This is a genomic window from Pantoea sp. DY-5, assembly GCF_019795955.1.
Classification (GTDB): Bacteria; Pseudomonadota; Gammaproteobacteria; order Enterobacterales; family Enterobacteriaceae; genus Pantoea; species Pantoea leporis.
The window spans coordinates 1,561,076-1,585,385 of the sequence record NZ_JAIMIE010000001.1; the positions used below are offsets into that span (position 1 = coordinate 1,561,076).

The 24,310-nt window shown below is 55.6% G+C and carries 24 protein-coding genes; 11 read left to right on the forward strand and 13 right to left on the reverse strand.

The features are described from left to right. Positions 1–5: 5 nt before the first annotated feature. Together cyoE and K5Y30_RS07470 are read left to right on the forward strand one after the other, a co-directional pair. Positions 6–893 carry a heme o synthase gene (cyoE, locus tag K5Y30_RS07465; protein ID WP_008103945.1) on the forward strand — a complete coding sequence of 296 codons (888 nt, stop codon included), beginning with the start codon at positions 6–8 and terminating at the stop codon, positions 891–893. A gap of 130 nt (positions 894–1,023) precedes the next feature. Next, complete coding sequence (locus tag K5Y30_RS07470) at positions 1,024–2,388, forward strand: MFS transporter (protein WP_222210811.1); 1,365 nt, start codon at positions 1,024–1,026, stop codon at positions 2,386–2,388. Positions 2,389–2,421: 33 nt separating this feature from the next. Here the strand turns inward: K5Y30_RS07470 and adhP are convergent, their stop codons facing one another. Both adhP and K5Y30_RS07480 read right to left on the reverse strand, forming a co-directional pair. Beyond that, positions 2,422–3,462, reverse strand: a complete 1,041-nt coding sequence (adhP, locus tag K5Y30_RS07475) for an alcohol dehydrogenase AdhP (RefSeq protein WP_137385269.1) — start codon at positions 3,460–3,462, stop codon at positions 2,422–2,424. Positions 3,463–3,492: 30 nt separating this feature from the next. Beyond that, complete coding sequence (locus K5Y30_RS07480; protein WP_110867746.1) at positions 3,493–5,013, reverse strand: aldehyde dehydrogenase family protein; 1,521 nt, start codon at positions 5,011–5,013, stop codon at positions 3,493–3,495. Between the two features lie 275 nt (positions 5,014–5,288). On the opposite strand from K5Y30_RS07480, the gene K5Y30_RS07485 reads away from it, so the two are divergent. Further along, the gene (locus tag K5Y30_RS07485; RefSeq protein ID WP_222210812.1) at positions 5,289–7,061 is read left to right on the forward strand and encodes a sigma-54-dependent Fis family transcriptional regulator; all 1,773 of its coding nucleotides are present in this window, start codon (positions 5,289–5,291) and stop codon (positions 7,059–7,061) included. Here the strand turns inward: K5Y30_RS07485 and K5Y30_RS07490 are convergent. Continuing rightward, on the reverse strand, positions 7,058–7,549 hold the full coding sequence (locus K5Y30_RS07490; RefSeq protein WP_110867748.1) for a YajQ family cyclic di-GMP-binding protein: 492 nt from the start codon (positions 7,547–7,549) through the stop codon (positions 7,058–7,060). The two genes, K5Y30_RS07485 and K5Y30_RS07490, sit on opposite strands and share 4 nt — an antisense overlap. A 125-nt stretch (positions 7,550–7,674) precedes the next feature. Here K5Y30_RS07490 and panE point away from each other — a divergent pair, with 125 nt between their 5' ends. Together panE and yajL are read left to right on the forward strand one after the other, a co-directional pair. Next, positions 7,675–8,595, forward strand: coding sequence for a 2-dehydropantoate 2-reductase (gene panE, locus K5Y30_RS07495; RefSeq protein ID WP_222210813.1), 921 nt, complete (start codon positions 7,675–7,677; stop codon positions 8,593–8,595). Beyond that, entirely contained in the window at positions 8,549–9,157 is a 609-nt protein-coding gene (gene yajL, locus K5Y30_RS07500; RefSeq protein WP_192236713.1) for a protein deglycase YajL, read from the forward strand. Before panE ends, yajL begins: the two co-directional genes overlap by 47 nt. 34 nt (positions 9,158–9,191) lie before the next feature. Here yajL and thiI read toward each other — a convergent pair whose 3' ends face one another. Beyond that, a complete protein-coding gene (gene thiI, locus K5Y30_RS07505) occupies positions 9,192–10,640 on the reverse strand; it encodes a tRNA uracil 4-sulfurtransferase ThiI (RefSeq protein WP_110867750.1) in 1,449 nt (482 codons plus the stop codon). A gap of 237 nt (positions 10,641–10,877) precedes the next feature. Here thiI and xseB point away from each other — a divergent pair, with 237 nt between their 5' ends. From xseB to K5Y30_RS07525, 4 genes are all read left to right on the forward strand, one after another. Beyond that, positions 10,878–11,120, forward strand: coding sequence for an exodeoxyribonuclease VII small subunit (gene xseB, locus K5Y30_RS07510; RefSeq protein WP_101762436.1), 243 nt, complete (start codon positions 10,878–10,880; stop codon positions 11,118–11,120). Next, entirely contained in the window at positions 11,120–12,019 is a 900-nt protein-coding gene (gene ispA / locus K5Y30_RS07515; protein WP_101762437.1) for a (2E,6E)-farnesyl diphosphate synthase, read from the forward strand. Before xseB ends, ispA begins: the two co-directional genes overlap by 1 nt. 19 nt (positions 12,020–12,038) lie before the next feature. Continuing rightward, entirely contained in the window at positions 12,039–13,904 is a 1,866-nt protein-coding gene (gene dxs, locus K5Y30_RS07520; RefSeq protein WP_222210814.1) for a 1-deoxy-D-xylulose-5-phosphate synthase, read from the forward strand. 91 nt (positions 13,905–13,995) lie between these two features. Continuing rightward, positions 13,996–14,970, forward strand: coding sequence for an aldo/keto reductase (locus tag K5Y30_RS07525; RefSeq protein WP_222181546.1), 975 nt, complete (start codon positions 13,996–13,998; stop codon positions 14,968–14,970). 63 nt (positions 14,971–15,033) lie between these two features. On the opposite strand, the gene thiL is transcribed toward K5Y30_RS07525, so the two are convergent. From thiL to nrdR, 5 genes are all read right to left on the reverse strand, one after another. Then, positions 15,034–16,011 carry a thiamine-phosphate kinase gene (gene thiL, locus K5Y30_RS07530; protein ID WP_222210815.1) on the reverse strand — a complete coding sequence of 326 codons (978 nt, stop codon included), beginning with the start codon at positions 16,009–16,011 and terminating at the stop codon, positions 15,034–15,036. Between the two features lie 46 nt (positions 16,012–16,057). Next, the gene (nusB, locus tag K5Y30_RS07535; RefSeq protein ID WP_007887007.1) at positions 16,058–16,477 is read right to left on the reverse strand and encodes a transcription antitermination factor NusB; all 420 of its coding nucleotides are present in this window, start codon (positions 16,475–16,477) and stop codon (positions 16,058–16,060) included. Between the two features lie 19 nt (positions 16,478–16,496). Next, positions 16,497–16,967 carry a 6,7-dimethyl-8-ribityllumazine synthase gene (gene ribE, locus K5Y30_RS07540; RefSeq protein WP_007887008.1) on the reverse strand — a complete coding sequence of 157 codons (471 nt, stop codon included), beginning with the start codon at positions 16,965–16,967 and terminating at the stop codon, positions 16,497–16,499. A 90-nt stretch (positions 16,968–17,057) separates the two neighbouring features. Continuing rightward, positions 17,058–18,161, reverse strand: a complete 1,104-nt coding sequence (gene ribD, locus K5Y30_RS07545) for a bifunctional diaminohydroxyphosphoribosylaminopyrimidine deaminase/5-amino-6-(5-phosphoribosylamino)uracil reductase RibD (RefSeq protein ID WP_222210816.1) — start codon at positions 18,159–18,161, stop codon at positions 17,058–17,060. Between the two features lie 3 nt (positions 18,162–18,164). After that, complete coding sequence (gene nrdR, locus K5Y30_RS07550) at positions 18,165–18,614, reverse strand: transcriptional regulator NrdR (protein ID WP_008103978.1); 450 nt, start codon at positions 18,612–18,614, stop codon at positions 18,165–18,167. A 205-nt stretch (positions 18,615–18,819) separates the two neighbouring features. Between nrdR and lysM the strand changes: the two genes are divergently transcribed. Together lysM and K5Y30_RS07560 are read left to right on the forward strand one after the other, a co-directional pair. After that, positions 18,820–19,260, forward strand: a complete 441-nt coding sequence (lysM, locus tag K5Y30_RS07555; protein WP_110867754.1) for a peptidoglycan-binding protein LysM — start codon at positions 18,820–18,822, stop codon at positions 19,258–19,260. A gap of 14 nt (positions 19,261–19,274) precedes the next feature. Next, positions 19,275–19,838 (forward strand): DUF3251 domain-containing protein, encoded by a 564-nt coding sequence (locus K5Y30_RS07560; protein ID WP_222210817.1) that lies wholly within the window; start codon positions 19,275–19,277, stop codon positions 19,836–19,838. 121 nt (positions 19,839–19,959) lie between these two features. On the opposite strand, the gene secF is transcribed toward K5Y30_RS07560, so the two are convergent. The 4 genes from secF to tgt are packed head-to-tail and all read right to left on the reverse strand — an operon-like array spanning position 19,960 to position 24,293. After that, positions 19,960–20,928 (reverse strand): protein translocase subunit SecF, encoded by a 969-nt coding sequence (gene secF / locus K5Y30_RS07565; protein WP_101762444.1) that lies wholly within the window; start codon positions 20,926–20,928, stop codon positions 19,960–19,962. Between the two features lie 10 nt (positions 20,929–20,938). Beyond that, positions 20,939–22,786: a protein translocase subunit SecD gene (gene secD, locus K5Y30_RS07570; RefSeq protein ID WP_222210818.1), complete on the reverse strand. Its 1,848-nt coding sequence runs from the start codon at positions 22,784–22,786 to the stop codon at positions 20,939–20,941. Positions 22,787–22,811: 25 nt separating this feature from the next. Further along, the gene (yajC, locus tag K5Y30_RS07575) at positions 22,812–23,144 is read right to left on the reverse strand and encodes a preprotein translocase subunit YajC (RefSeq protein WP_008103990.1); all 333 of its coding nucleotides are present in this window, start codon (positions 23,142–23,144) and stop codon (positions 22,812–22,814) included. A 24-nt stretch (positions 23,145–23,168) separates the two neighbouring features. Next, entirely contained in the window at positions 23,169–24,293 is a 1,125-nt protein-coding gene (gene tgt / locus K5Y30_RS07580) for a tRNA guanosine(34) transglycosylase Tgt (RefSeq protein WP_061717469.1), read from the reverse strand. Positions 24,294–24,310: the final 17 nt, after the last annotated feature.

Below are 24,310 nucleotides of genomic sequence, written 5' to 3' on the forward strand. Positions count from 1 at the left end.
GCGTAATGATTAAGCAATACCTGCAAGTAACAAAACCAGGAATTATTTTCGGCAATTTAATTTCTGTGATCGGTGGATTCCTGCTGGCTTCGAAAGGCAGCATTGATTACACCCTGTTTCTCGCCTCGCTGGTTGGCGTATCGCTGGTTGTCGCATCAGGTTGTGTTTTCAACAACGTGATTGACCGCGATATCGACATCAAAATGGAGAGAACGCGGAACCGTGTTCTGGTCAAAGGCCTGATCTCGGCGAAAGTAAGCCTGGTTTATGCAACCGCATTGGGTATTGCTGGCTTTGCGTTGCTGTATTTCGGCGCTAACCCGCTGGCCATGTGGCTGGCGGTGATGGGCTTCGTGGTTTACGTAGGCGTTTATAGCCTCTATATGAAGCGTAACTCTGTCTACGGCACGCTGATTGGTAGTCTCTCTGGCGCTGCGCCGCCGGTGATTGGCTACTGCGCAGTGACCAACCAGTTTGATGCTGGCGCGTTGATTTTACTGGCTATCTTTAGCCTGTGGCAGATGCCGCACTCCTATGCGATTGCCATCTTCCGCTTTAAAGATTACCAGGCTGCCAACATCCCGGTTCTGCCAGTGGTGAAAGGCATTTCGGTGGCAAAGAATCATATTACGCTGTATATCCTGGCGTTCATGATTGCCACGCTGATGCTGACCCTTGGCGGTTACGCGGGCTACAAATATCTGGTGGTGGCTGCAGCCGTTAGCGTGTGGTGGCTCGGCATGGCGCTTTCAGGTTACAAAACCTCAAACGATAAAGTTTGGGCGCGTAAACTGTTTGTGTTCTCGATTGTCGCTATCACCGCTCTGAGCGTGATGATGTCCGTTGATTTCATGACGCCAGCGTCGAAAGATTTACTGACTTACGTCTGGTAATTCAGCTCCGCAAAACCAGAAAGGGCGCGAATTTCGCGCCCTTTCTTTTTGTTACCACTGCTTAAGAACAAATGTTTTACCCGCCCTGCCCTGCTGCCTAAAATGGGCGCAGTATAATTTTGAGGTAAACATGAACGACAATAAAATGACGCCAGTAGAGTTACGCGCTACATGGGGTTTAGGTACCGTTTTTTCCCTGCGCATGCTGGGAATGTTTATGGTCTTGCCGGTACTCACCACGTACGGCATGGCGTTACAGGGCGCCAGTGAAACACTGATTGGGTTCGCAATCGGTATCTATGGTTTGGCACAAGCCATCTTCCAGATTCCTTTTGGTCTGCTCTCCGATCGCGTCGGCCGAAAGCCGCTGATCGTTGGCGGGCTGCTGCTGTTCGTTTTCGGCAGCGTTATCGCCGCCACCTCCGACACCATTTGGGGCGTGATTTTAGGCCGCGCGTTACAAGGCTCCGGCGCGATTGCCGCCGCGGTAATGGCGTTGCTGTCAGATTTAACCCGTGAACAAAACCGCACTAAGGCGATGGCGTTTATCGGCATCAGCTTTGGCGTCACTTTTGCTATTGCGATGGTAGTTGGCCCGATTGTCACCCACGCACTCGGCTTGCACGCGCTGTTCTGGATGATCGCCATCCTCGCGACGCTGGGCATCGTCATCACCTTATTAGTGGTGCCGAACGCACCAAACCACGTATTGAACCGCGAATCCGGCATGGTGAAAGGCAGTATCCGCGCGGTATTGACCAATCCAAAACTGTTAAAACTGAATATCGGCATTCTCTGCCTGCACATTCTGCTGATGTCGAGCTTCGTGGCGCTGCCGGGACAGTTTGAACAAGCCGGTTTACCGGCGGCCGAGCACTGGAAAGTCTATCTGGTGACGATGTTGGTGGCCTTTGTTGCCGTGGTGCCTTTCATTATCTATGCCGAAGTGAAGCGCCGCATGAAGCGCGTGTTTGTCGGCTGCGTGGCGATCATCATCATTGCAGAAATCGTATTGTGGGGCGCGGCAGGCCACTTCTGGACGCTGGTGATTGGCGTGCAGCTGTTCTTCCTCGCCTTCAACGTGATGGAAGCGATTCTGCCATCGCTGATCAGTAAAGAGTCGCCGCCGGGCTACAAAGGCACCGCGATGGGCATCTACTCCACCAGCCAGTTCATTGGCGTAGCGATTGGCGGCAGCATGGGCGGTTGGATCTTCGGTCACGTTGATGCCCAAACCGTCTTCCTGGTCGGTGCGATTGTCGCGGCAGCGTGGCTGTTTGTGGCGATGTCGATGCAGGAGCCGCCTTACGTGAGCAGCTTGCGCATCATGCTCAGCGATGCGGTTCTGGCGGTGCCAAACCTTGAGAAGCGTTTGAAAGCGCAGCCCGGTGTGGCGTCGGTGTTTATCGTGCCGGAAGAGAAAAGTGCCTACATCAAAATCGACAGTAAAGTGACGAGCCGCGTCGAACTCGAAGCGCTGCTCGCCAGCTGCTAAATGACAAGCCCGACCATCGCGTCGGGCTTTTTGTTACAGCGACATATCCACCACGATGCGCCCTTCAATCTTGCCAGCGTGCATCCGCGCGAAGATATCGTTGATGTTAGTCAGCGGTTCTACCGCCACGGTGGCTTTCACCTTGTGACGACCGGCGAAATCCAGCGCTTCCTGCAGATCTTTGCGCGTCCCCACAATGGAACCGCGCACCGTAATGCCGTCCAACACCATATCGAAAATCGACAAATCGAACTTGCCCGGCGGCAAACCGTTCAACACCATGGTCCCGCCACGACGCAGCGTACCAATCGCCTGTTCGAACGCTTTTGGTGAAACCGCCGTGACCAGCACGCCATGCGCACCGCCAAAACTCTCCTGGAACACCTTGGCCGGATCGACATTTTTCGCATTCGCCACCACGCTGGCACCGAGACGTTTAGCGAACGCCAGTTTCTCATCATCAATATCCACCGCCGCCACGTTCAGACCCATGGCAACCGCGTACTGCACCGCCATATGCCCTAAACCGCCAATACCGGAAATCACCACCCAATCGCCGGGTTTGGTGTCGGTCATTTTCAGCCCTTTATACACGGTGACGCCGGCACAGAGGATTGGCGCGATTTCGTTGTAATCGACGTTATCCGGAATGATGCCGACATAGTTGGCATCGGCGAGGCAGTATTCCGCGAAGCTGCCATTCACTGAGTAACCGGCATTTTGCTGCGACAGACACAGCGTTTCCCAGCTATCGAGACAGTGTTCGCAGTGACCGCACGCCGAATAGAGCCATGGCACACCGACGCGATCGCCCATTTTCAGGTGCTTAACGCCCTCGCCGAGCGCCACAACCTGGCCCACACCTTCGTGGCCCGGAATAAACGGCGGATTGGGTTTAATCGGCCAGTCGCCTTCGGCCGCGTGAAGATCGGTATGGCACACGCCGGTAGCCGCAATTTTCACTAAAATCTGCCCCGGCCCGACCTGCGGCACCGGCACCTGCTCAATCACTAACGGTTCACCAAAAGCCTTCACAACAGCGGCTTTCATGGTGGTTTTGATTTGCATATTCATCTTTCACTCTCCATTTGAACGGATGCGGACTTAGAACAGGCCCAAAGGCGCGGTGCCATAGCTAACCAGCAGATTTTTGGTTTGTTGATAGGCGCTGAGCGCCATTTTGTGCGTCTCACGGCCTACACCCGACTGCTTGTAACCGCCGAATGCCGCGTGAGCGGGATAGATGTGATAACAGTTGGTCCAGACGCGCCCAGCTTTGATGCCGCGTCCCATGCGATAAGCCAGATTGGTATCGCGCGTCCACACGCCCGCACCAAGACCGAACTGGGTTTCGTTGGCGATGGCGAGCGCTTCTGCCTCATCCTTAAAGGTGGTAACACCAATCACCGGCCCAAAAATCTCCTCCTGGAAACAGCGCATCTGGTTGGTTCCTTTGATTAAGGTCGGCTGAATGTAGAATCCATCATTCAGCTCGGTGGCCATGCTGGCGCGATCGCCACCGGTGAGAATTTGCCCGCCTTCGTCGCGTGCGATGTTGATATACGACAGGATTTTATCGAATTGCTGGCGTGAAGCCTGTGCACCAATCATGGTGTCGCTATCGAGCGGATCGCCGCGACGGATGTTCGCCACCTTGGCCATCACGCGATCCATAAAGGGTTGATAGATAGATTCATGAATCAAGGCGCGCGATGGACAGGTACAGACTTCACCCTGATTGAAGAAACCGAGTACTAACCCTTCCACCGCCTTCTCAATAAACTCGTCCTCGCCATCCATCACATCAGCGAAGTAGATATTCGGCGACTTGCCGCCCAGCTCGACGGTGCAGGGAATGATGTTTTCAGCAGCACAGGCCATAATGTGGCGCCCCACCGGCGTTGAACCGGTGAAAGCGATTTTGGCGATGCGTTTGCTGGTCGCCAGCGCTTCACCCGCTTCACGACCAAAGCCCTGCACCACATTCAACACGCCAGCCGGGAACAGATCGCCAATCACCTCCATCAGCAGCGTAATACCGAGCGGCGTCTGTTCCGCCGGTTTCAGCACCACACAGTTGCCCGCCGCCAGCGCTGGCGCCAGTTTCCACGCCGCCATTAACAGCGGGAAGTTCCACGGAATGATTTGCCCAACCACGCCGAGCGGTTCATGAAAGTGATATGCCACGGTGGTTTCATCGATCTCCGCGGTGCTGCCCTCTTGCGCACGCAGGCAACCGGCGAAGTAACGGAAGTGATCCACCGCCAGCGGCAGATCGGCGTTCAGGGTTTCGCGAATCGGTTTACCGTTATCCCAGCTCTCCGCTACCGCCAGTTTTTCGAGATTAGCCTCAATGCGATCCGCCACCTGCAACAGGATGTTGGCGCGATGCTGCACGCTGGTTTTTCCCCAGGCATCGGCCGCCTGATGCGCCGCATCCAGCGCTAAATCGATATCGCGCGCATCCGAACGCGGGAACTGCGCGATATCGCTGCCATTCACTGGCGAGGTGTTAGTGAAGTATTGGCCGCTGAGCGGCTCGACGAATTTGCCCGCAATGTAGTTGCCGTAAATCGCCTGGAATGAAACCAAAGCGCCGGGCGTACCGGGATGTGCATAACGCATCGCAAACTCCTTTATGTAGGGTCAGATATTCTGAAGGCTCAGTCGCCTTCCAGAAAACGTGCTGTCAGAGGAGCTATTGCAGCGGACGTGCCAGCTTTTTTCATCAGACGATTATTTGTTAAAAAATAAACATTATCATAAAGTTAAAAAACGGTGCACGGCATGACCTGCGCATGTTATGCAGAAAAGTTCACCATCTGTGTTGCGTATCGCAACAGTACAGAAACCGACCCGCTACAATGTCGCAACACTTTCGCTTGGGCATGAGGTCATCAATGCAGGGAAATCCATCCGCGTCTGCCGTTAACGCCAATCCGCTGTTAAGCGACTCCTGGTTCCGTAGCCAGCTGTATGGCCTCGATCGCACCGCCGATGATTTTCCGCGTGTTCGCCAGGGTGAACTGGCTGATGTACTCGCCAGCAATGCCGGGCTGCAGCAGTTCGCTCAGCCGGTGATCAAACAGCTGGCGCAGAAACTCGCCGAGAAGCAATCGGTGGTGATTCTGTCGGATGCCACCGGTTTGGTGCTCAATACCTTTGGCGATATGCCCTCGCTGGAAAAAGCCCAACGTTATGCGCTGGCGCCGGGTAATTTATGGAGTGAATGCGGGCGTGGCACCAATGCGATTGGCACTGCGCTGGCGATTGATGATGGCTGCGAGATTCAAGGTCATCAGCACTTCCTGACGCTCAATCAAGGTTTGTACTGTGCGGCGATGCCGCTGCAAATGCCCAACGGTCAGATTGCTGGCGTGCTGGATATTTCCGGCCCGGCGCACTTCCCGCATCCGCAGACCTTTAGCTGGGTGATAGCGGCGGCAAAACAGATCGAATATTTGTGGGTGAAGCAGAGCCTGCACCCGCAGCAATGGTTGATGAGCCTGCATCTGCAGCCGCAGGGTATTGATACCAGCGATGAACTGCTGCTGGTGTTCTCGGATAACGTCCTGACCGCCGCCAATCGTCTGGCGATGCGCGAACTGGCGCTGAGCGTCGGGCAACTCGGCAGCGTGACCTTTCAACAACTGTTTCCGCAACAGCAGCAGCACGCCAACAGCATTCCCGCTCCGCTCGATTACGCTACGCAGCGCTACTATTTTCGCCTGCGAGCACCGCAGCGCAGCCATTTTGCCACGCCGAGCGAACCCGCCAGCGAGCTGCCTTTCTCGCTGGGGCGCGATGGCGAGAAGATGGTGCGACTGCTCAATGCCGGCGTTTCACTGTGCATTCACGGCGAAACCGGCAGCGGCAAAGAGTATGTCAGCCGCGCACTGCATCAGCAAAGCCGCTGGCGCGAAGGCAAATTCGTTGCCATTAACTGCGCGGCCATCCCCGAAGCGCTGATTGAATCTGAGCTGTTTGGCTATCAACCCGGCGCGTTCACCGGCGCGAGCAAGAATGGTTACATCGGCAAAATCCGTGAAGCGGATGGCGGCGTGCTGTTCCTTGATGAAATTGGCGATATGCCGCTGGCACTGCAAACCCGCTTGCTACGCGTGTTGCAGGAGAAAGAGGTGGCGCCGCTCGGATCCAGCCGCAGCTGGCCGGTGAATTTCGCGGTGCTCAGCGCCACGCACCGCGATTTGGCACAGCGCGTGGCCGAAGGCGAATTCCGCGAAGATTTGCTCTATCGCCTGCAGGAATTCTCGATGACCATTCCGCCGCTGCGCGCCTGGCCGGAAGTAGAGGGTTTTATCAGCCGTTTATGGCTGGAGCTGGGCGGCGCGGATCGCGATATTCAGCTCTCACCTGCGCTGTTGACGGCTCTGGCTCAGCTGCCGTGGCCGGGCAACGTGCGGCAATTGCGCAGCTTGTTACGCGTGCTATTGGCGCTGGCGGATGAAGGTGAAGAAGTGACAGAGGTGCATTTACCGGCAGAGTATCGGCGTGCGGCGGTGCAGCCACAGTCCGATCGGCAGAGTCATGATAGGCGGTTGATCAGCGAAACGCTGCAGCGCTTCAATGGTAATATCAGTAAAACGGCGGAAGCCTTAGGCGTCGCGCGCAGCACGCTTTATCGTCGTGCGGCGCGCGACAAACGCGATTAGTCGCGGAAGTTTTTGAACTGGAAAGGCTGACCGAGGTTGCCACCGCGCACCAGCGCCATCGCACCTTGCAGGTCGTCGCGTGACTTACCGGTTACGCGCAGTTCTTCACCCTGAATCTGCGTCTGCACTTTCAGCTTGCTGTCTTTAATCAGCTTCACCAGCTTTTTCGCGATATCACTTTCGATACCTTTCTTCAGCTTGGCTTCCACCGACCAGTTTTTACCGCTGTGCACGATCTCTTCTGGCACTTCAATCGCCGCGCCTTCAATGCCACGCTTCAGCAACTTTTCGCGCAGAATATCCACCAGCTGCTTGACCTGAAAATCAGATTCGCTGCTGAGTTTGATGGTCTCGTTCTTTTCGTTGAGCTCAATGGTTGCACTCACGTTACGGAAATCGAAACGAGTTGAGATCTCGCGGTTCGCATTCTCCACGGCATTTCGCACTTCCGACAATTCGACTTCGGAAACGATATCGAAAGATGGCATCTTTTCTTCTCCTGATACTAAAGTGACATGCATAATACGCGTCTTGTGGCGCTAATAAAACACGATACGCGGAAAGCTATACTTACCCGTAACGTGAAAACAGGAACCCGCCCACGGGAGGCAAAATGAAAATTACCGTGTTGGGGTGTGGCGCCTTAGGTCAAATTTGGCTCGCCGCTCTCGCCCGTCAGGGACATGAGGTGCAGGGCTGGTTACGTGTACCGCAGCCCTATTGCTCAGCCAACGTAGTCGATCCGCAAGGCGAGGTGAGCAATCACACCTTTATTGCCAACGATCCGCTGTTCCTCGCCGAAAGCCAGCTGTTACTGGTGACGCTCAAAGCGCCCCAGGTTTCACCTGCGGTGAAAAATCTGCAAAGCGTGCTGCCGACGCACGCGCCAATTCTGCTGCTGCATAACGGCATGGGAACGTTGGAAGAGCTGAAAGATTTGCGTCAGCCGCTGTTGCGCGGCATCACCACGCACGCGGCAATGCGCGACGGCACGGTGATTAAGCATATTGCGCACGGCATCACCCATATCGGCCCTGCTAATCGTGAGAGCGCCGCACAGAGCGATATCGCTGATATTCTGCATCAGGCGCTGCCGGATGTGGCCTGGCATGACAATATCGCCGCCGCCAGCTGGCGCAAGCTGGCAATCAACTGCGTGATCAATCCGATGACCGTCGAGCACGATTGCCAGAACGGGGCGCTGCGCGCCTGGCCGGAACAAGTCGCGCTGCTGTGCGAAGAGATCGCTTGGGTGATGGAGCGCGAAGGCCAGCACATGGCGGTGGATAATCTGCGCGACATCATTTACGACGTGATCGATAGCACCGCCGCCAATACCTCATCAATGTTGCAGGATGTGCGCGCGCAGCGTCTGACCGAAATTGATTACATCACCGGCTACCTGTTGCGTCGCGCCCGCGCGCAGGGCATTTCACTGCCGGAAAACACCCGTTTGTACGATCTGATTAAACGTAAGGAGTCCCACTATGAGCGCGAACGCATCGGTTCTGGTTTGCCTGGCACATGGAAGTGAAGAGACCGAAGCGGTCACCACTATCGATTTGCTGGTACGCGGCGGTTTAAGCGTCACCACCGCCAGCGTGGAGAGCGATGGCACGCGTGAGATCGTCTGTTCGCGCGGCGTGCGGCTGCTGGCGGATGCGCCTTTGGTTGAGGTGGCGGACAACGACTACGACGCGATTGTGCTGCCCGGCGGTTTGAAAGGCGCGGAGACCTTCCGCGACAGCCCGTTACTGGTGGAAACCGTGCGCCAGTTCCATCTCTCCAGCAAGATTGTGGCGGCGATTTGTGCCGCGCCGGGCACGGTTTTGGTCGCGCACGATCTGTTTCCGGTCGGCAATATGACCGGTTTTCCCGGCCTGCGTGACACCATTCCCGACAGCAAATGGATGGAACGCCGCGTGGTGTGGGATCCGCGCGTTAATCTGCTGACCAGCCAGGGACCGGGCACCGCAATGGATTTTGCGTTGAAGCTGATTGATTTGCTGGTGGATAAAGAGACCGCGCGTGAAGTGGCTTCACAGCTGGTGCTGGCGGCGGGGATTTATAATTATCAGGAGTTTGAAGAGCGTTAATAATAAAGGTCGCCATAAATGGCGACCTTACATATCACGGGCGATAAACCTTCACGTTTTTGAAGCCCTGCTCATGCAGATAGAGCGCCTGCAGGCGACTCATCACACCGCGATCGCAATACAGCAGCCAGGTTTTACTCTGGTCCAGGTCGCCAAACTGGGTGCTGAGTTTGTAGAACGCCAACGTTTTCACTTCAACGCCTTCGACGATCAGCGGATTCGCCTCCTGCTCATCCGCCGAACGGATATCCAGCACCACGTCGTTGCTGATGAAGGAGTCAACGGTTTCAACTTCCACCACTTCTTCTTCCGTCTGCTCGGCGATTTCACGGATATCGACGTTGCTGGCTTCCTGCACCACGCGATGAAGGATCTCGAAATCGAAGTTTTGCTCTTCCGCTTCGATCTTGCCCTTCACCGCTTTAACGGTTGGGCTTTTCGAAATCACGCCGCAATATTCTGGCATGGTGCGGGCAAAATCTTCGGTGCCGATCTTACGCGCCACATCAATGATGTGCTCTTTGTCGTGGGAGATCAGCGGACGCAGAATCAGCGTATCGGAGGCGTTATCGATCAAACGCAGGTTGGTCAGCGTCTGGCTGGAAACCTGGCCCAGCGCTTCGCCGGTCACCAGCGCCTGCACGCCGTAACGTTCTGCCACCATCGACGCCGCACGCACCATCATACGCTTCAGTACCACGCCCATTTGGCCGTCGTCCACTTTCTCAAGAATCTCACCGACTACCGGCTCGAAGTTGATCGCCACGAAACGTACGCGGTGTGAGCGACCAAAGCGCTGCCAAAGGTAATGTGCAACCTGGCGCACGCCAATCTCGTGTGCCGCACCGCCAAGATTGAAGAAGCAGTAATGCACGCGGCAGCCGCGACGCATCAGCATGTAGCTCGACACGCCGGAGTCGAAACCGCCGGAAATCAGTGACAGAACATCTTCCTGCGTACCAATCGGGAATCCGCCTAAGCCTTCATAGCGTGCGGTGATCAGCAACAGGCGATCGTCGTCGATCTCCAGATTCACCGTTTCTTCCGGGCGATTGAGCTGCACGCGCGCGCTGGCGATGTGTTGATTAAGGCCGCCGCCAACGTAGCGTTCCACGTCCTGCGAGCTGAAGCTGTGCTTGCCGCGACGCTTGACGCGCACGCAGAAGCTTTTGCCTTCCAGACGCTCGCGGTTCAGCACCAGCGTCTGCTCGAAAATGTCGTGCATATCGGTGTAGGCGCGATCTTCCACCGCCAGCACATGGTGAATGCCCGGAATGCGCGTCAGTTCGGTGACAAGGGTCTCGCGCAGCGACTCATTCTTAGAACGCACTTCAATGTGGTCCCAATGGCGCACGACTTTGATCTCTTCATCCACGGTGCGCAGAATATTACGAATGCTACTGGAGAGAATTTTGATAAAGCGCAGACGCACCGACTGACTTTTGATGGTGATTTCTGGAAACAGCTTGACGATAAACTTCATGGCGACAGGGGTTCGTTTGGACAAATAAGTGCTAAAAGCATCGGCACTTAACTGTTAAAATCATATAATTGCGGGTTAATTCAGGAGCCCCCGCATCCGAGGCGCAAAAGTATATCACCTTTGCCGGGTGACTGCTTTAAGCAACCTTCATCACATTCATTATTTTGCTAATTAATCCTCGTCAGCTACCATGACCGATTGCAAGATGATCTCCTAACCTGTGAGTCGACACTGATTATGCCGAAAAAAGCCGAAGCGCCTGCCAGTTTTGAAAGCGCATTAGAGCAGCTGGAACAGATTGTCAGCCGCCTGGAAAGTGGCGAGCTGCCGTTAGAGCAGGCGCTGAACGAATTTGAACGCGGCGTACAATTGGCACGTACCGGTCAGCAAACCCTGCAGCAGGCAGAGCAGCGTGTGCAAATTCTGCTTAGCGATGAGAAAGATGCCGCCCTCGCCCCTTTTACCCCGGAAAATGAGTAATGGATTTCGCTAAACTGCTGAGCGCTTACCATCAACGCGTTAATCAGGCATTGACGCGCTTAATAGATCCACTTCCTTTTCAGAGTTCTCCTCTGGTGAATGCCATGGAGTATGGGGCATTATTAGGCGGTAAGCGTCTGCGTCCCTTTCTGGTGTACGCAACAGGCGAAATGCTAAAGGCCGATGCCGCCAGCCTCGATGTGCCGGCTGCGGCCGTGGAATGCATCCATGCTTATTCCCTGATTCATGACGATCTGCCGGCGATGGACGACGATGCGTTACGCCGCGGGCAGCCAACCTGCCATATTAAATATGGTGAAGACACGGCGATTCTCGCCGGCGATGCTCTGCAAACTTTGGCCTTTTCGATTCTGGCCGATCAGCCGATGCCCGGCGTCAGCGCCGACGCACGTATTGCGATGATTTCCGAACTGGCGCAGGCCAGCGGCGTGGCTGGCATGTGCGGCGGTCAGGCACTGGATTTGGCTGCGGAAGGCAAAAGCATCGATCTGGCGCAGCTGGAACAGATTCACCGCCATAAAACCGGCGCGTTAATTCGCGCCGCGGTACGTCTTGGCGCATTAGCCGCCGGCGATCGTGGCCGCGCCGCGATGCCGCTACTGGATACCTACGCCAATGCCATCGGACTGGCGTTTCAGGTGCAGGATGACATCCTCGATGTGGTCGGCGATACCGCCGTGTTAGGAAAAACACAGGGCGCGGATCAGGCATTGGGTAAAAGCACCTATCCTTCATTGATGGGCCTGGAAAATGCCCGCAGTAAAGCCTGGGATCTTTATCAAGAGGCGCTCGGCGCGCTCGATATTCTGGCGGCACAGTCTTACAACACACTCGCCTTACAAGCGCTGGCAAGCTTCATAATTGAACGCGATAAATAACTTTCATAATGAGTCTCTGATGAGTTTTGATATTGCAAAATACCCGACACTGGCGTTAGCCAACACGGTTCAGGAATTACGTTTATTACCGAAAGAAAAACTTCCGGAGCTGTGTGACGAACTGCGTCAGTATCTGCTGGATAGTGTGAGCCGATCTTCCGGCCACTTTGCATCGGGTCTGGGCGTCGTCGAGCTAACAGTGGCGCTGCATTATGTTTATAACACCCCCTTTGATCATCTGGTGTGGGACGTGGGCCATCAGGCCTATCCGCACAAAATTCTGACCGGACGCCGCGATCGTATCGGCACCATCCGCCAGAAAAATGGTCTGCATCCGTTCCCGTGGCGCGGTGAGAGTGAGTACGACGTGCTGAGCGTGGGTCACTCCTCCACCTCGATCAGCGCCGGGCTCGGCATGGCGGTTGCTGCAGAACGTGAAGGCAAAGGCCGCCGCACCGCCTGTATTATTGGCGATGGCGCGATCACCGCCGGCATGGCGTTTGAAGCCATGAACCACGCCGGTGACATCAAGCCGGACATGCTGGTGATCCTCAACGACAACGAGATGTCGATCTCCGAGAACGTGGGCGCACTCAACAATCGTCTGGCACAGATTCTCTCCGGGAAAACCTATTCACGCCTGCGCGAAGGCGGCAAGCGTGTATTGGGCGGTTTGCCGCCGATTAAAGAGCTGGTGAAGCGCACCGAAGAGCACCTGAAAGGCATGGTGGTGCCGGGCACGCTGTTTGAAGAGCTCGGCTTTAATTATATCGGCCCGGTGGATGGCCACGACGTGCTGACGCTGGTGAGCACGCTGAAGAACATGCGCGATCTGAAAGGTCCGCAGTTCCTGCACATCATGACCAAAAAGGGCAAAGGTTATGCCCCGGCGGAAGAAGATCCGATCACCTGGCATGCGGTACCGAAGTTCGATCCCGCCAGTTTAGCGCTGCCGAAAAGCGTGCCGGGCTTGCCAAGCTACTCGAAGATTTTCGGCAACTGGCTGAGCGAAATGGCGGCTGACGATCCGCGCCTGATGGCGGTCACGCCAGCGATGCGCGAAGGTTCGGGCATGGTGAGCTACTCACGCGAATATCCGCAGCAATATTTTGATGTGGCGATTGCCGAGCAGCACGCGGTAACGTTCGCGGCGGGCATGGCGATTGGTGGTTACAAACCGGTTGTGGCGATCTACTCGACCTTCCTGCAGCGCGCCTACGATCAACTGATCCACGACGTCGCCATCCAGAAATTGCCGGTGCTGTTTGCTATCGATCGCGGTGGCATTGTCGGCGCGGACGGTCAAACTCATCAGGGCGCATTTGATATCGCGTTCTTACGCTGCGTGCCAGAGATGGTGATCATGACGCCAAGCGATGAAAACGAATGTCGTCTGATGCTTTACACCGGCTATCACTATCAGGCTGGCCCGAGTGCGGTGCGTTACCCGCGCGGTACCGGTACCGGCGCAACGCTGGAACCGCTGGCCAGCTTGCCGCTGGGCAAAGGTATCGTGAAGCGTCGTGGCGAAAAGCTGGCGATCCTTAACTTCGGTACTTTGCTGCCAGAAGCCGCTGCCGCTGCGGAAGCCCTAAATGCCACGCTGGTGGATATGCGTTTTGTGAAGCCACTCGATGAAGCACTGATTGCCGAGCTGGCGGCCAGCCACGATTCGCTGGTTACGCTGGAAGAAGGCGCCATCAAAGGCGGCGCCGGCAGCGGCGTCAATGAATATGTGATGGCAAAACGCCTGCGCGTGCCAGTGCTCAACCTCGGCCTGCCGGATGAGTTCATCCCACAAGGTACGCAGGAAGAAGTACGTCAGGATTATCAGCTGGATGCCGCCGGTATTCAGCAGCAAATCGCTGACTGGCTCGCCCAGTAATCTGCCCGACTCGCTCACCGCCCGGTGAGCGAGCCTGCTGCTATGCTTAGGGAACGATTTCCCTCACGTATAAGAGCAGGAGCCCAGATACATGAAAACCATTCCCTTAGGCCAGACCGACTTACAGGTTTCGCGTCTCTGTTTAGGCTGCATGACTTACGGCGATCCCACGCGCGGCAATCACGCGTGGACGCTGCCCGAAGAGAGCAGCCGACCGTTGATCAAGCAGGCGCTGGAAGCCGGCATCAACTTCTTCGATACCGCCAACAGCTATTCCGATGGCAGCAGCGAAGAGATCGTGGGCAGCGCGCTGAAAGATTATGCCCGCCGCGATCAGGTTGTGGTCGCCACTAAGGTCTATTTCCCGCTGAGCAATCTGTCACAAGGCTTGTCGCGCCAGAATATCCTGCAATCGATTGATGACAGCCTGACGCGCCTTGGTATGGAGTATGTCGATCTGCTGCAGATTCACCGCTGGGATTACGCCACGCCGATTGAAGAGACGCTGGAAGCGCTGCATGAAGTGGTGAAATCCGGCAAGGCGCGTTACATCGGCGCATCATCAATGCACGCATCGCAGTTTGCTCAGGCGCTGGATCTGCAAAAGCAAAATAACTGGGCGCGCTTTGTCAGCATGCAGGATCAGTACAACCTGATTCAGCGTGAGGAAGAGAATGACATGCATCCGCTGTGTCAGCGGGAAGGGATCGCGGTGCTGCCGTGGAGCCCGCTGGCGCGCGGTAAACTCACGCGTCCGTGGGGCGAAACCACCGCGCGTTCAGTATCGGATAATGTGATGGAGAAGCTGTATACCGGCACCGAAGAGAACGATGCGGCGATTGCCGAACGTCTGGCTAACGTTGCCGCCGATAAAGGCGTGACGCGCGCGCAGGTGGCGCTGGCGTGGCTATTACATAAACCGGCGGTCACCGCGCCGATCATTGGCGCCTCGCGCGAGCAGCAGTTCGCCGAGCTGGTGAAAGCAGTGGATGTGGAGTTGAGTGAGAATGAGATTGCCGAGCTGGAAACGGTATATCAACCGCATCCGGTGGTGGGATTTGAGTGATTCAGGAACCAGGTCGCCATAAATGGCGACGTTTTGTAGGGTGGCCATTCATGGCCACCTCGTTCACTTCACACCGAAGTGATCAAACCCTTTCACATCCACGCTGCGCGGCTTGCCGTTCTCCAGCAAACTCAGCCCTTCCGATTCGGGTGCAATCTGCCCAATACAGGTATAAGGCACACCAAAATGGCCGAGCGCCACGTCGATCGCGCCACGGTTCACTTCTGGTACGGTAAAGCACAGCTCGTAATCTTCGCCGCCGCTCAACGCCCATTTCAGCACCAGTTCAGGCTCGAAGTGATCGCGCAGGGCCGCTGAAAGCGGTAACGCGTCGAGATTGATGCGAGCGCCAACGCGGCTGGCGGTCAGCACATGGCCGAGATCGGAAATCAGGCCATCAGAGATATCGATCGCCGAGGTTGCCAGCCCCCGCAGCGCCTGGCCTTGCAGCACGCGCGGCATTGGACGCAAATGGCGTTTGATCAACGCTTCGTGCACCGCCGGATCGTTCAGGCGATGGCGATGCTGCAGCAGCGATAAACCGGCCGCGCTGTCACCCAAGGTGCCGGTGACAAAGATCCAGTCGCCTGGCTTCGCGCCCGAACGTTTCAGCGCCCTTCCCACTGGCACTAAACCGTGAATGCCGAGCGTCATGCTCAGCGGTCCGCGCGTGGTATCACCACCAATCAGCTGCATATCGTAATAATCCAGCAGCTCAAACAGGCTGTCGCTAAAGGCCGCCACCCACGGTTCATCAATTTCAGTCAGCGTTAATGCCAGCGTCAGCCAGGCCGGATCGGCGCCCATGGCGGCTAAATCACTGAGATTAACGGCGACGGCTTTGTAGCCGAGATCGGCGGGATGGATATCACGTAAGAAGTGGACGCCTGCAACCAGCGTGTCTGTGCTGATGGCAAGTGTCTGTTTTTCTGGCACGTTAAGTAACGCGCAGTCGTCACCAATTCCTTTCTCCACATCGCGGCGGGAGCTGGTGACGCGGTTAAAGTAACGTGCAATCAGTTCGAATTCACCACAAGACATAAGTCAGGTCTCAATGAGAAAAAGGCCGGATAACCGGCCTTTAACGCTATTTTTTGTTTGGTCGAATTTGCGGGGCAGCTTTGTCGAGCACACCGTTGACGAATTTGTGGCTGTCTTCAGCACCAAACACTTTTGCCAACTCGATGCCTTCGTTGATGGCCACTTTATACGGCACATCAGAACGCTTGCTCAGCTCATACAGCGAAATACGCAGGATGGCTTTTTCTACCTGGCCCAGCTCTTCCAGCTGACGCGACAGGTAAGGCTTCATCAGACCGTCCAGGTACGCGCTGTTAGTCGCCACACCGGCCAGCAATTCGCGGAAATAGCTAATATCGACGTCTTTGACGTCTTGTTCCGCCAGAAACTGGTATTCCACATCGGCAATGTCGTTCTTAGACAGCTGCCAGGAGTAAAGCGCCTGGACAGCGCACTCACGGGCGCGACGACGAGCAGCAGGTTTCACAAAATTCCCCTTACAAAAATCAGGCTTTGATGGCTTTCAATACGTTGATCATTTCGAGTGCAGTCAGGGCCGCTTCGGCACCTTTATTACCTGCTTTCGTGCCGGCGCGTTCAATCGCCTGCTCGATATTTTCAGTGGTCAACACGCCGAAGGTCACCGGGATTTCGCTGGTCATCGCGACGTGCGCAATGCCCGAGCTGGCTTCACCGGCCACATATTCGAAATGTGCGGTGCCGCCACGGATGACAGTGCCCAACGCAACAATGGCGTCGTGCTTACCGGCTTTCGCCAGTGCGCGTGCTGCCAGCGGCAGTTCGTATGCACCTGGAACCCAGACAACGGTGATGTTATCTGCTTTCACCTGGCCGATGCGCTTAAGTGCGTCAATCGCGCCGTCCAGCAGGCTGTCATTAATGAAGTTGTTAAAACGCGCAATTACGATGGCAATGTTTGCATCAGGCGTGGCAACAGGAGCTTCGATAACTTTCATACATATCCTTTGGGTTGTTTTATGGCCCCGCAGAAGGGGGCGGATTCTATCATACTCTTTGGCGACGCGCTCAGGCTTTTCCGCGGGCTTTCAGCGCGGCGTCAGCGTCAGGCGCAGGTCCTCGCCAACCAGGCGCACATCGCTAAAATTCAGGGCCGGCGCATCGGCCAGCTGTTCCAGTCCGGGCAGCATGCACAGGCCGCGTGCGGCAGTCCCTAACAGCTTTGGCGCCATGTAAACAATCAGCTCATCCACCAGGCCCGCTTGCAGCAAAGCACCCGCTAATCCGGCACCCGCTTCCACCCACACGCTGTTGATCTGGCGCTGGCCGAGCAACATCATCACCGCGACCAAATCAAGCTGTTCACCACGCTGCGGCACCGCAATCTGGGTCACGCTGGCGGGCCACGCGTGTTGATCGGCCTCGCAGCGCATCAGCCAGGTTTCGCCTGGCTGGTCAATCAGTCGGTGTTGCGGCGTGACGCGCTGTTGGCTGTCAATCACCACGCGCACCGGCTGACGCAGCTGGCTTTCATCAAGCTGCGCACGCACCTCTTCATTCAATTCCCTCCAGCGTAACGTGAGCGACGGATTGTCAGCCAACACCGTGGCGCTGGTGCTAAGAATAGCTGAACTCTGGGCGCGTAAACGTTGCACATCGCGCCTTGCGGCCGCGGATGTGATCCACTGACTTTCGCCACTCGCCATGGCGGTGCGGCCATCAAGGGATGCGCCGAGTTTCAGCTGGATCCACGGGAATCCGGTCCGCATACGTTTGAGAAAACCCCGGTTCAGCGCTTCCGCTTCGTTCATCATCAGGCCATGACTGACGTCGATGCCCGCCTGCTGTAAACGGTAGAGTCCACGTCCTGCCACCTGCGGATTGGGATCCTGCATCGCGGCGACCACGCGCGTCACGCCTGCGGCAATCAGCGCATCGCAGCACGGCGGCGTGCGTCCATGGTGGCTACAAGGTTCCAGCGTGACATACGCGGTTGCGCCAGTAGCTCGTTCGCCCGCCATACGCAGCGCATGCACTTCGGCATGCGGTTCGCCGGCGCGCTGATGCCAGCCTTCGCCGACAATCTCGCCCTCGCGCACAATCACGCAGCCGACGTTGGGATTAGGTGTGGTGGTAAAGCGTCCGCGCCGCGCCAGTTCCAGCGCGCGCGCCATATAGCGTTCGTCAGTCATGGATTAGTCCTGTAGGCGGGCGATCTCTTCACCAAAATCGCGAATATCTTCGAAGCTGCGATAGACCGAGGCAAAGCGAATGTAGGCCACTTTATCGAGCTTTTTCAGCTCATCCATCACCAGATTGCCGATCAGTGCGCTTGGCACTTCGCGTTCACCGGTGGCACGCAGCTGAGTTTTAATATGATTGACCGCGCTTTCAACCGCATCGGCGCTGACGGGGCGTTTTTCCAACGCCTTAATCATGCCGCTGCTGAGCTTGTCTTCATTGAAGGGTTCACGCACATCGTTGCTTTTTACCACGCGCGGCATCACCAACTCTGCCACTTCAAAGGTGGTAAAACGCTCATGACACACCAGACACTGACGACGGCGACGCACCGACGATCCTTCACTAACCAGACGAGAATCAATCACTTTGGTGTCCACAGCGGAGCAGAATGGGCAATGCATGAGGCTTCCTGATGCGAGATAAATAGGCCACACAGTGTAGCGCGATCGCGCCACAAAATGTATGTGTGTGGCACATAATGTGTGAATCCCCGTTTGTGACGTTAAGCCAAATGCAAGACATCACCTACATGACCACAGGCAAAAAACCACTACGCTTAAAGAGCCGCCAGCAAGGCGGCCAACATCATAAAAATCTGGAGGATGTATGGGTCTGTTTGATTTCGTGAAAGATGCTGGAGAAAAACTGTGGGATGCCGTCAGTGGCGGCGGCGACGATGCCAGCAAGAAATTGCAGGATCACATCAACAAACTCGGTTTGCCCGACAGCGATAAGGTCAAGGTGGATGTCAAAGGCGATACCGTTACCGTGACTGGTGATGGCATCTCTCAGGAGTTGAAAGAGAAGATTCTGGTGGCCGCCGGTAACGTCGCGGGCATCACCAAGGTAGATGACAAGGTCACCGCCAGCGATGCCGCTACGCCTGCGAAATTCTACACCGTGAAAAAAGGTGATACTTTGAGTGCGGTATCGAAAGAGGTCTACGGAAATCCTAATCAATACAACAAGATTTTCGAAGCGAACAAGCCAATGCTGACGCATCCTGATAAGATCTACCCTGGCCAGGTTTTACGAATTCCCGAATAAAGAAAGGACATTGCATGACGATCAGGACGTTTTGGGCTCCGGTAGCACTCTCTTTGCTGGTTCTCAGTGGTTGCAGTTCAACGCCGGTTTCACCGCAGGTCAAAGAGTTGCATCAGGAGGTGAGTCAGCTTAATCAGCAGATGCGCAAGCTGACCAATCAGGCAACGGCGCTGGAGATTCAGGGACAGCTGAACAGCCAATCCACCCAGGGCGCGTGGCTGTTGCCGCAAGCCAATACGCCGGTGGAGTTACAGACGCAGCTAGGTAAATTGCGTTTGTCACTCTCGCAGGTGGCGGGTGAAGCCAGCGGCAGTCGCGCCAATCTGAATATCCGCTCAACCGATGATCAGCCGATTCCGGCACTGCGCGCGACCGTGGTATGGGGCGAAATGGATCCGGCCAGCGGCAAACCGCTTAACGCGGGCAGCCTGAACCAGACCATTGAGGTTTCCGCAGAGTTAATGCCACGCAGTTCCGTCAGCGTGCCGCTGCGACTCAGCGGGTTAACCCCGGAGCAACTCGGCTACGTGCGCGTGCACGATGTGGAAGGAACCGCTGTCAAAAAAACCGGACCTTGAATATGCACGCTACACGCATTTGTAGGGTCGCCATTTATGGTGACCGCTGTGCACGATGTCCTGATCGACAGGCATAAAAAACGGGCTGCCAATGGCAGCCCGTTTACTTTCTGACTCCGCGTTACGGCAGAATCGAAGGCTGATCTGCGCCCTCTTTTTCCACTTTCTGCACCAGCATATGTTCACGCTTCATGCCGAGTTTCAGCGCCAGCGCTGAAGAGACATAAATCGATGAAATGGTACCAATGGTGACACCGATCAGCATGGTCAGTGAGAAGCCTTTCAGCAGCGCACCACCAAACACGAACAGGATCATGATCATCGCCAGCGTAGTGATGGAGGTGATCAAGGTACGGCTTAGCGTCTGGGTCAGCGACACGTTAGTGATGTCGTAAGAAGAACCGCGGCGAATCTTGCGGAAGTTCTCACGAATACGGTCGGAGACCACGATCTTATCGTTAAGCGAGTAACCAATTACCGACATCAATGAGGCGACAATCGTCAGGTCGATTTCAACGTGCGCCAGCGACAAAATGCCACAGGTGATGATCACATCGTGCGCCAGCGCCAGAACGGTGCCGAGCGCTAAACGCCACTCAAAGCGAAAGCCGATGTAGATCAAAATCGCAATCAGCGCTGACAGCAGCGCCATCGCACCGGCCTGCGCCAGATCGCTACCCACGCTTGGGCCAACGAACTCGATACGTTTCACGGTAGCGTTCTGCTGCGTGGTCTGGCTAATGGAAGCCAGCACTTTATTGCCCAGTTCGGTGCCGGCATTGCCGGTGGCCGGAGGCATACGCACCATCACATCACGGCTGCTACCAAAGTTCTGCACCAGCGGCTCTTCAAAGCCCGCTTTCACCAAACCTTCACGCAGCGCGTCGAGATCCGCCGGTTTTTCCAGGTTAATCTCAATCACCGTTCCGCCGGTAAAGTCGAGGCCCCAGTTGAAGCCTCGCACACCGACAATGACGATAGATGCCACAATCAGCAGACCGGAGATGATGAAAGCCAGCTTATCCCAGCGCATAAAGTCGACGACTTTACGCCCGTGGTTTAGCTGCTCAATACTATATTCCTGTGCCACAACGCACTCCTCAGATAGACAGCTTGTTGATGCGTTTGCCGCCGTACACCAGGTTAACGATGGCACGGGTGCCGACGATAGCGGTAAACATTGAGGTTGCGATACCGATAGCCGTAGTAATCGCAAAGCCTTTGATTGAACCGGTACCGACCGCATAAAGAATGATCACTTTGATAAGCGTAGTGACGTTGGCGTCGACGATACTGGAGAAGGCGCCTTTATAGCCTTCATGAATCGCCTGCTGTACCGAGCGTCCGTTACGCAACTCTTCTTTAATACGTTCGTTAATCAACACGTTAGCATCGACCGCAACCGCCAGCGTCAACACGATACCGGCAATACCCGGCATGGTGAGCGTCGCGCCTGGCAGCAGTGACATAATGCCGACAATCAGCACCAGGTTACACAGCAGTGCGCTGGTCGCGATAAGACCAAACTTCTTGTAGAACACCACCATAAACAGGATGGAGGCGATCAAACCCCACAGGCAGGCTTCGAGGCCTTGTGTGATGTTCTGCTGACCCATGGTTGGGCCGATGGTACGCTCTTCTACAATCTGGATTGGTGCAATCAACGCACCCGCGCGCAGCAGCAGCGAAAGCTGACGTGCTTCGTTTGGATTGTTGATGCCGGTGATGCGGAAGCTGTTACCGAGGCGCGACTGAATATTCGCAACGTTAATCACTTCTTCCTGTTTCACCAGAATCGAACGGCCGTTGGCATCTTTCTTACCGCTGTCTTTGTACTCCACAAACAGGGTCGCCATCGGCTTACCGATGTTGTCCTTGGTGAAGTTCGACATCATGTTGCCGCCCGCGCCATCCAGTGAAATGTTCACCTGCGGCTGGTTGTACTCATCCATGCTCGACGTAGAATCGGTGATGTGATCACCGGTCAGAATCACACGCTTGTACAGCACCACTGGCTGTCCTTCGCGGGTTTTCTTCACTTCCGAATCGCCTGGCACGCGGCCGCTGGCCGCTGCGGTTGGATCAACGCTGGTGTTCACCAGACGGAATTCCAGCGTGGCAGTTGCGCCCAAAATCTCTTTGGCGCGCGCAGTGTCCTGAATACCCGGCAGTTCCACCACAATGCGGTCAGAACCCTGACGCTGCACCAGCGGTTCGGCAACGCCAAGCTGGTTTACACGGTTACGCAGAATGGTGATGTTTTGCTGCACCGCATATTCACGCGCTTCGCTCAGGCGCGCATCGCTCATCACCGCACGCAGCGCATCGCTGCCCTGGCTTGAGATCACCAGATCGCGATGGCGAGTAGACAAGTAGCTGATTGCCGCATCACGGCTGGCGCCGTCACGGAAACGCACTTCTACGCCATAGTTCGCGATTTTATTAACGGTGGTATACGGAATGCTTTTGTCGCGCAGATCGCTGCGCAGGCTGTCGGCGTTCTGCTCTTGCAGTTTGCCCAGAGCCGTATCCATATCCACTTCCATCAGGAAGTGAACGCCGCCGCGCAGATCAAGACCGAGTTTCATCGGTTCTGCGGACAGCATGCTCAGCCAGCGAGGCGTTGCCGGCGCAAGATTGAGGGCCACAATGTAGTCTTCGCCCAGCGCGCTGGTGAGTGCATCACGCGCGCGCAGCTGTCCATCCTGCGTTGCAAAGCGGGCCAGAATGGCACCATTTTCCAGAGCGAGGGATTTGCTCTCGATATTGTCTTGTTTTAATACGGTCTGGATCTGATCCAACGTTTGCTCACTGGCGGCGCCACCGCGCGCACCAGTGATCTGAACGGCCGGATCCTCACCATAAAGGTTAGGAAGCGCATAGAGCAGGCCGACGAGAATCACGACGACCAGCATGATGTACTTCCACAAAGGATAACGGTTTAACACGGCAGTTCCCTTCGGGAAGAAAAAATTACAGCGCCTTCAAAGTACCTTTCGGCAGAACGGCGGCCACGAAATCACGTTTAACAACTACTTCAGTGGTGTCGTTCAGGGCAATAGAAACATAGCCAGTTTCTGCCACTTTGGTCACACGGCCAACTAAACCACCGCTGGTCAGCACTTCATCACCTTTAGAGATGGAATCCATCAGTTTCTTGTGATCTTTAGTACGCTTCTGCTGTGGACGCAGAATCATGAAGTAGAAGATCAGACCAAATACCACCAGCATGATCACCAGAGAATACGGACTTCCCTGAGACGGTGCGCCTGCTGCGGCTACGGCGTCAGAAATGAAAAAGCTCATTAAATTTCCCTCATTGATGAATTATCAGACGTTCAGCGGAGGAACCGCCTTCCCCGTCCGTTGGTAGAACTCGCTAACAAAGTGCTCTAATTTACCCTCTTCGATAGCCTTACGTAAACCGGCCATCAAACGCTGGTAATAGCGCAGATTGTGAATCGTATTCAGGCGTGCGCCCAGTATTTCGTTACAGCGATCAAGATGATGCAAGTAGGCGCGGCTATAATTGCGACAGGTGTAACAATCACACTCTGCATCCAGCGTTGCGGTGTCATCTTTATACCGGGCATTACGAATTTTCACCACGCCATCGGTAACAAACAGATGACCATTGCGCGCATTGCGCGTTGGCATAACGCAGTCAAACATATCGATACCGCGGCGAACGCCTTCCACCAGATCTTCTGGCTTGCCGACGCCCATCAAATAACGCGGTTTGTCTTGCGGAATTTGCGGACAGACGTGTTCCAGGATTCGGTGCATGTCCTCTTTAGGTTCACCCACCGCCAGGCCGCCCACAGCGTACCCATCAAAGCCAATCTCTACCAGACCTTTAACCGAGACATCTCGTAAATCTTCGTAAACACCGCCCTGAATAATGCCAAACAATGCATTTTTATTGCCGAGCGAATCGAAGCGATCGCGGCTGCGTTGTGCCCAGCGCAACGACATCTCCATCGAACGTTTGGCGTAATCCCAATCCGCCGGATATGGCGTACATTCGTCGAAGATCATCACCACGTCAGAACCGAGATCGAACTGAATCTCCATCGACTTTTCCGGATCGAGGAAAATCGGATCGCCGTTGATCGGGTTACGGAAGTGCACGCCCGCTTCGGTGATCTTACGGATATCGCCAAGGCTGAACACCTGGAAGCCGCCGGAATCGGTAAGGATCGGCCCTTGCCAGTTCATGAAATCGTGCAGGTCGCCGTGCAGTTTCATGATCTCCTGACCTGGACGCAGCCACAGGTGGAAGGTGTTGCCGAGCAGGATCTGCGCGCCGGTCTCTTTCACTTCTTCCGGCGTCATGCCTTTCACCGTGCCGTAGGTGCCCACCGGCATAAATGCCGGGGTTTCAACAACGCCACGATCAAAGACCAGACGGCCACGGCGCGCGCGCCCGTCGGTAGTATCTAATTCAAATTTCACATTAACCTCTGATCAGA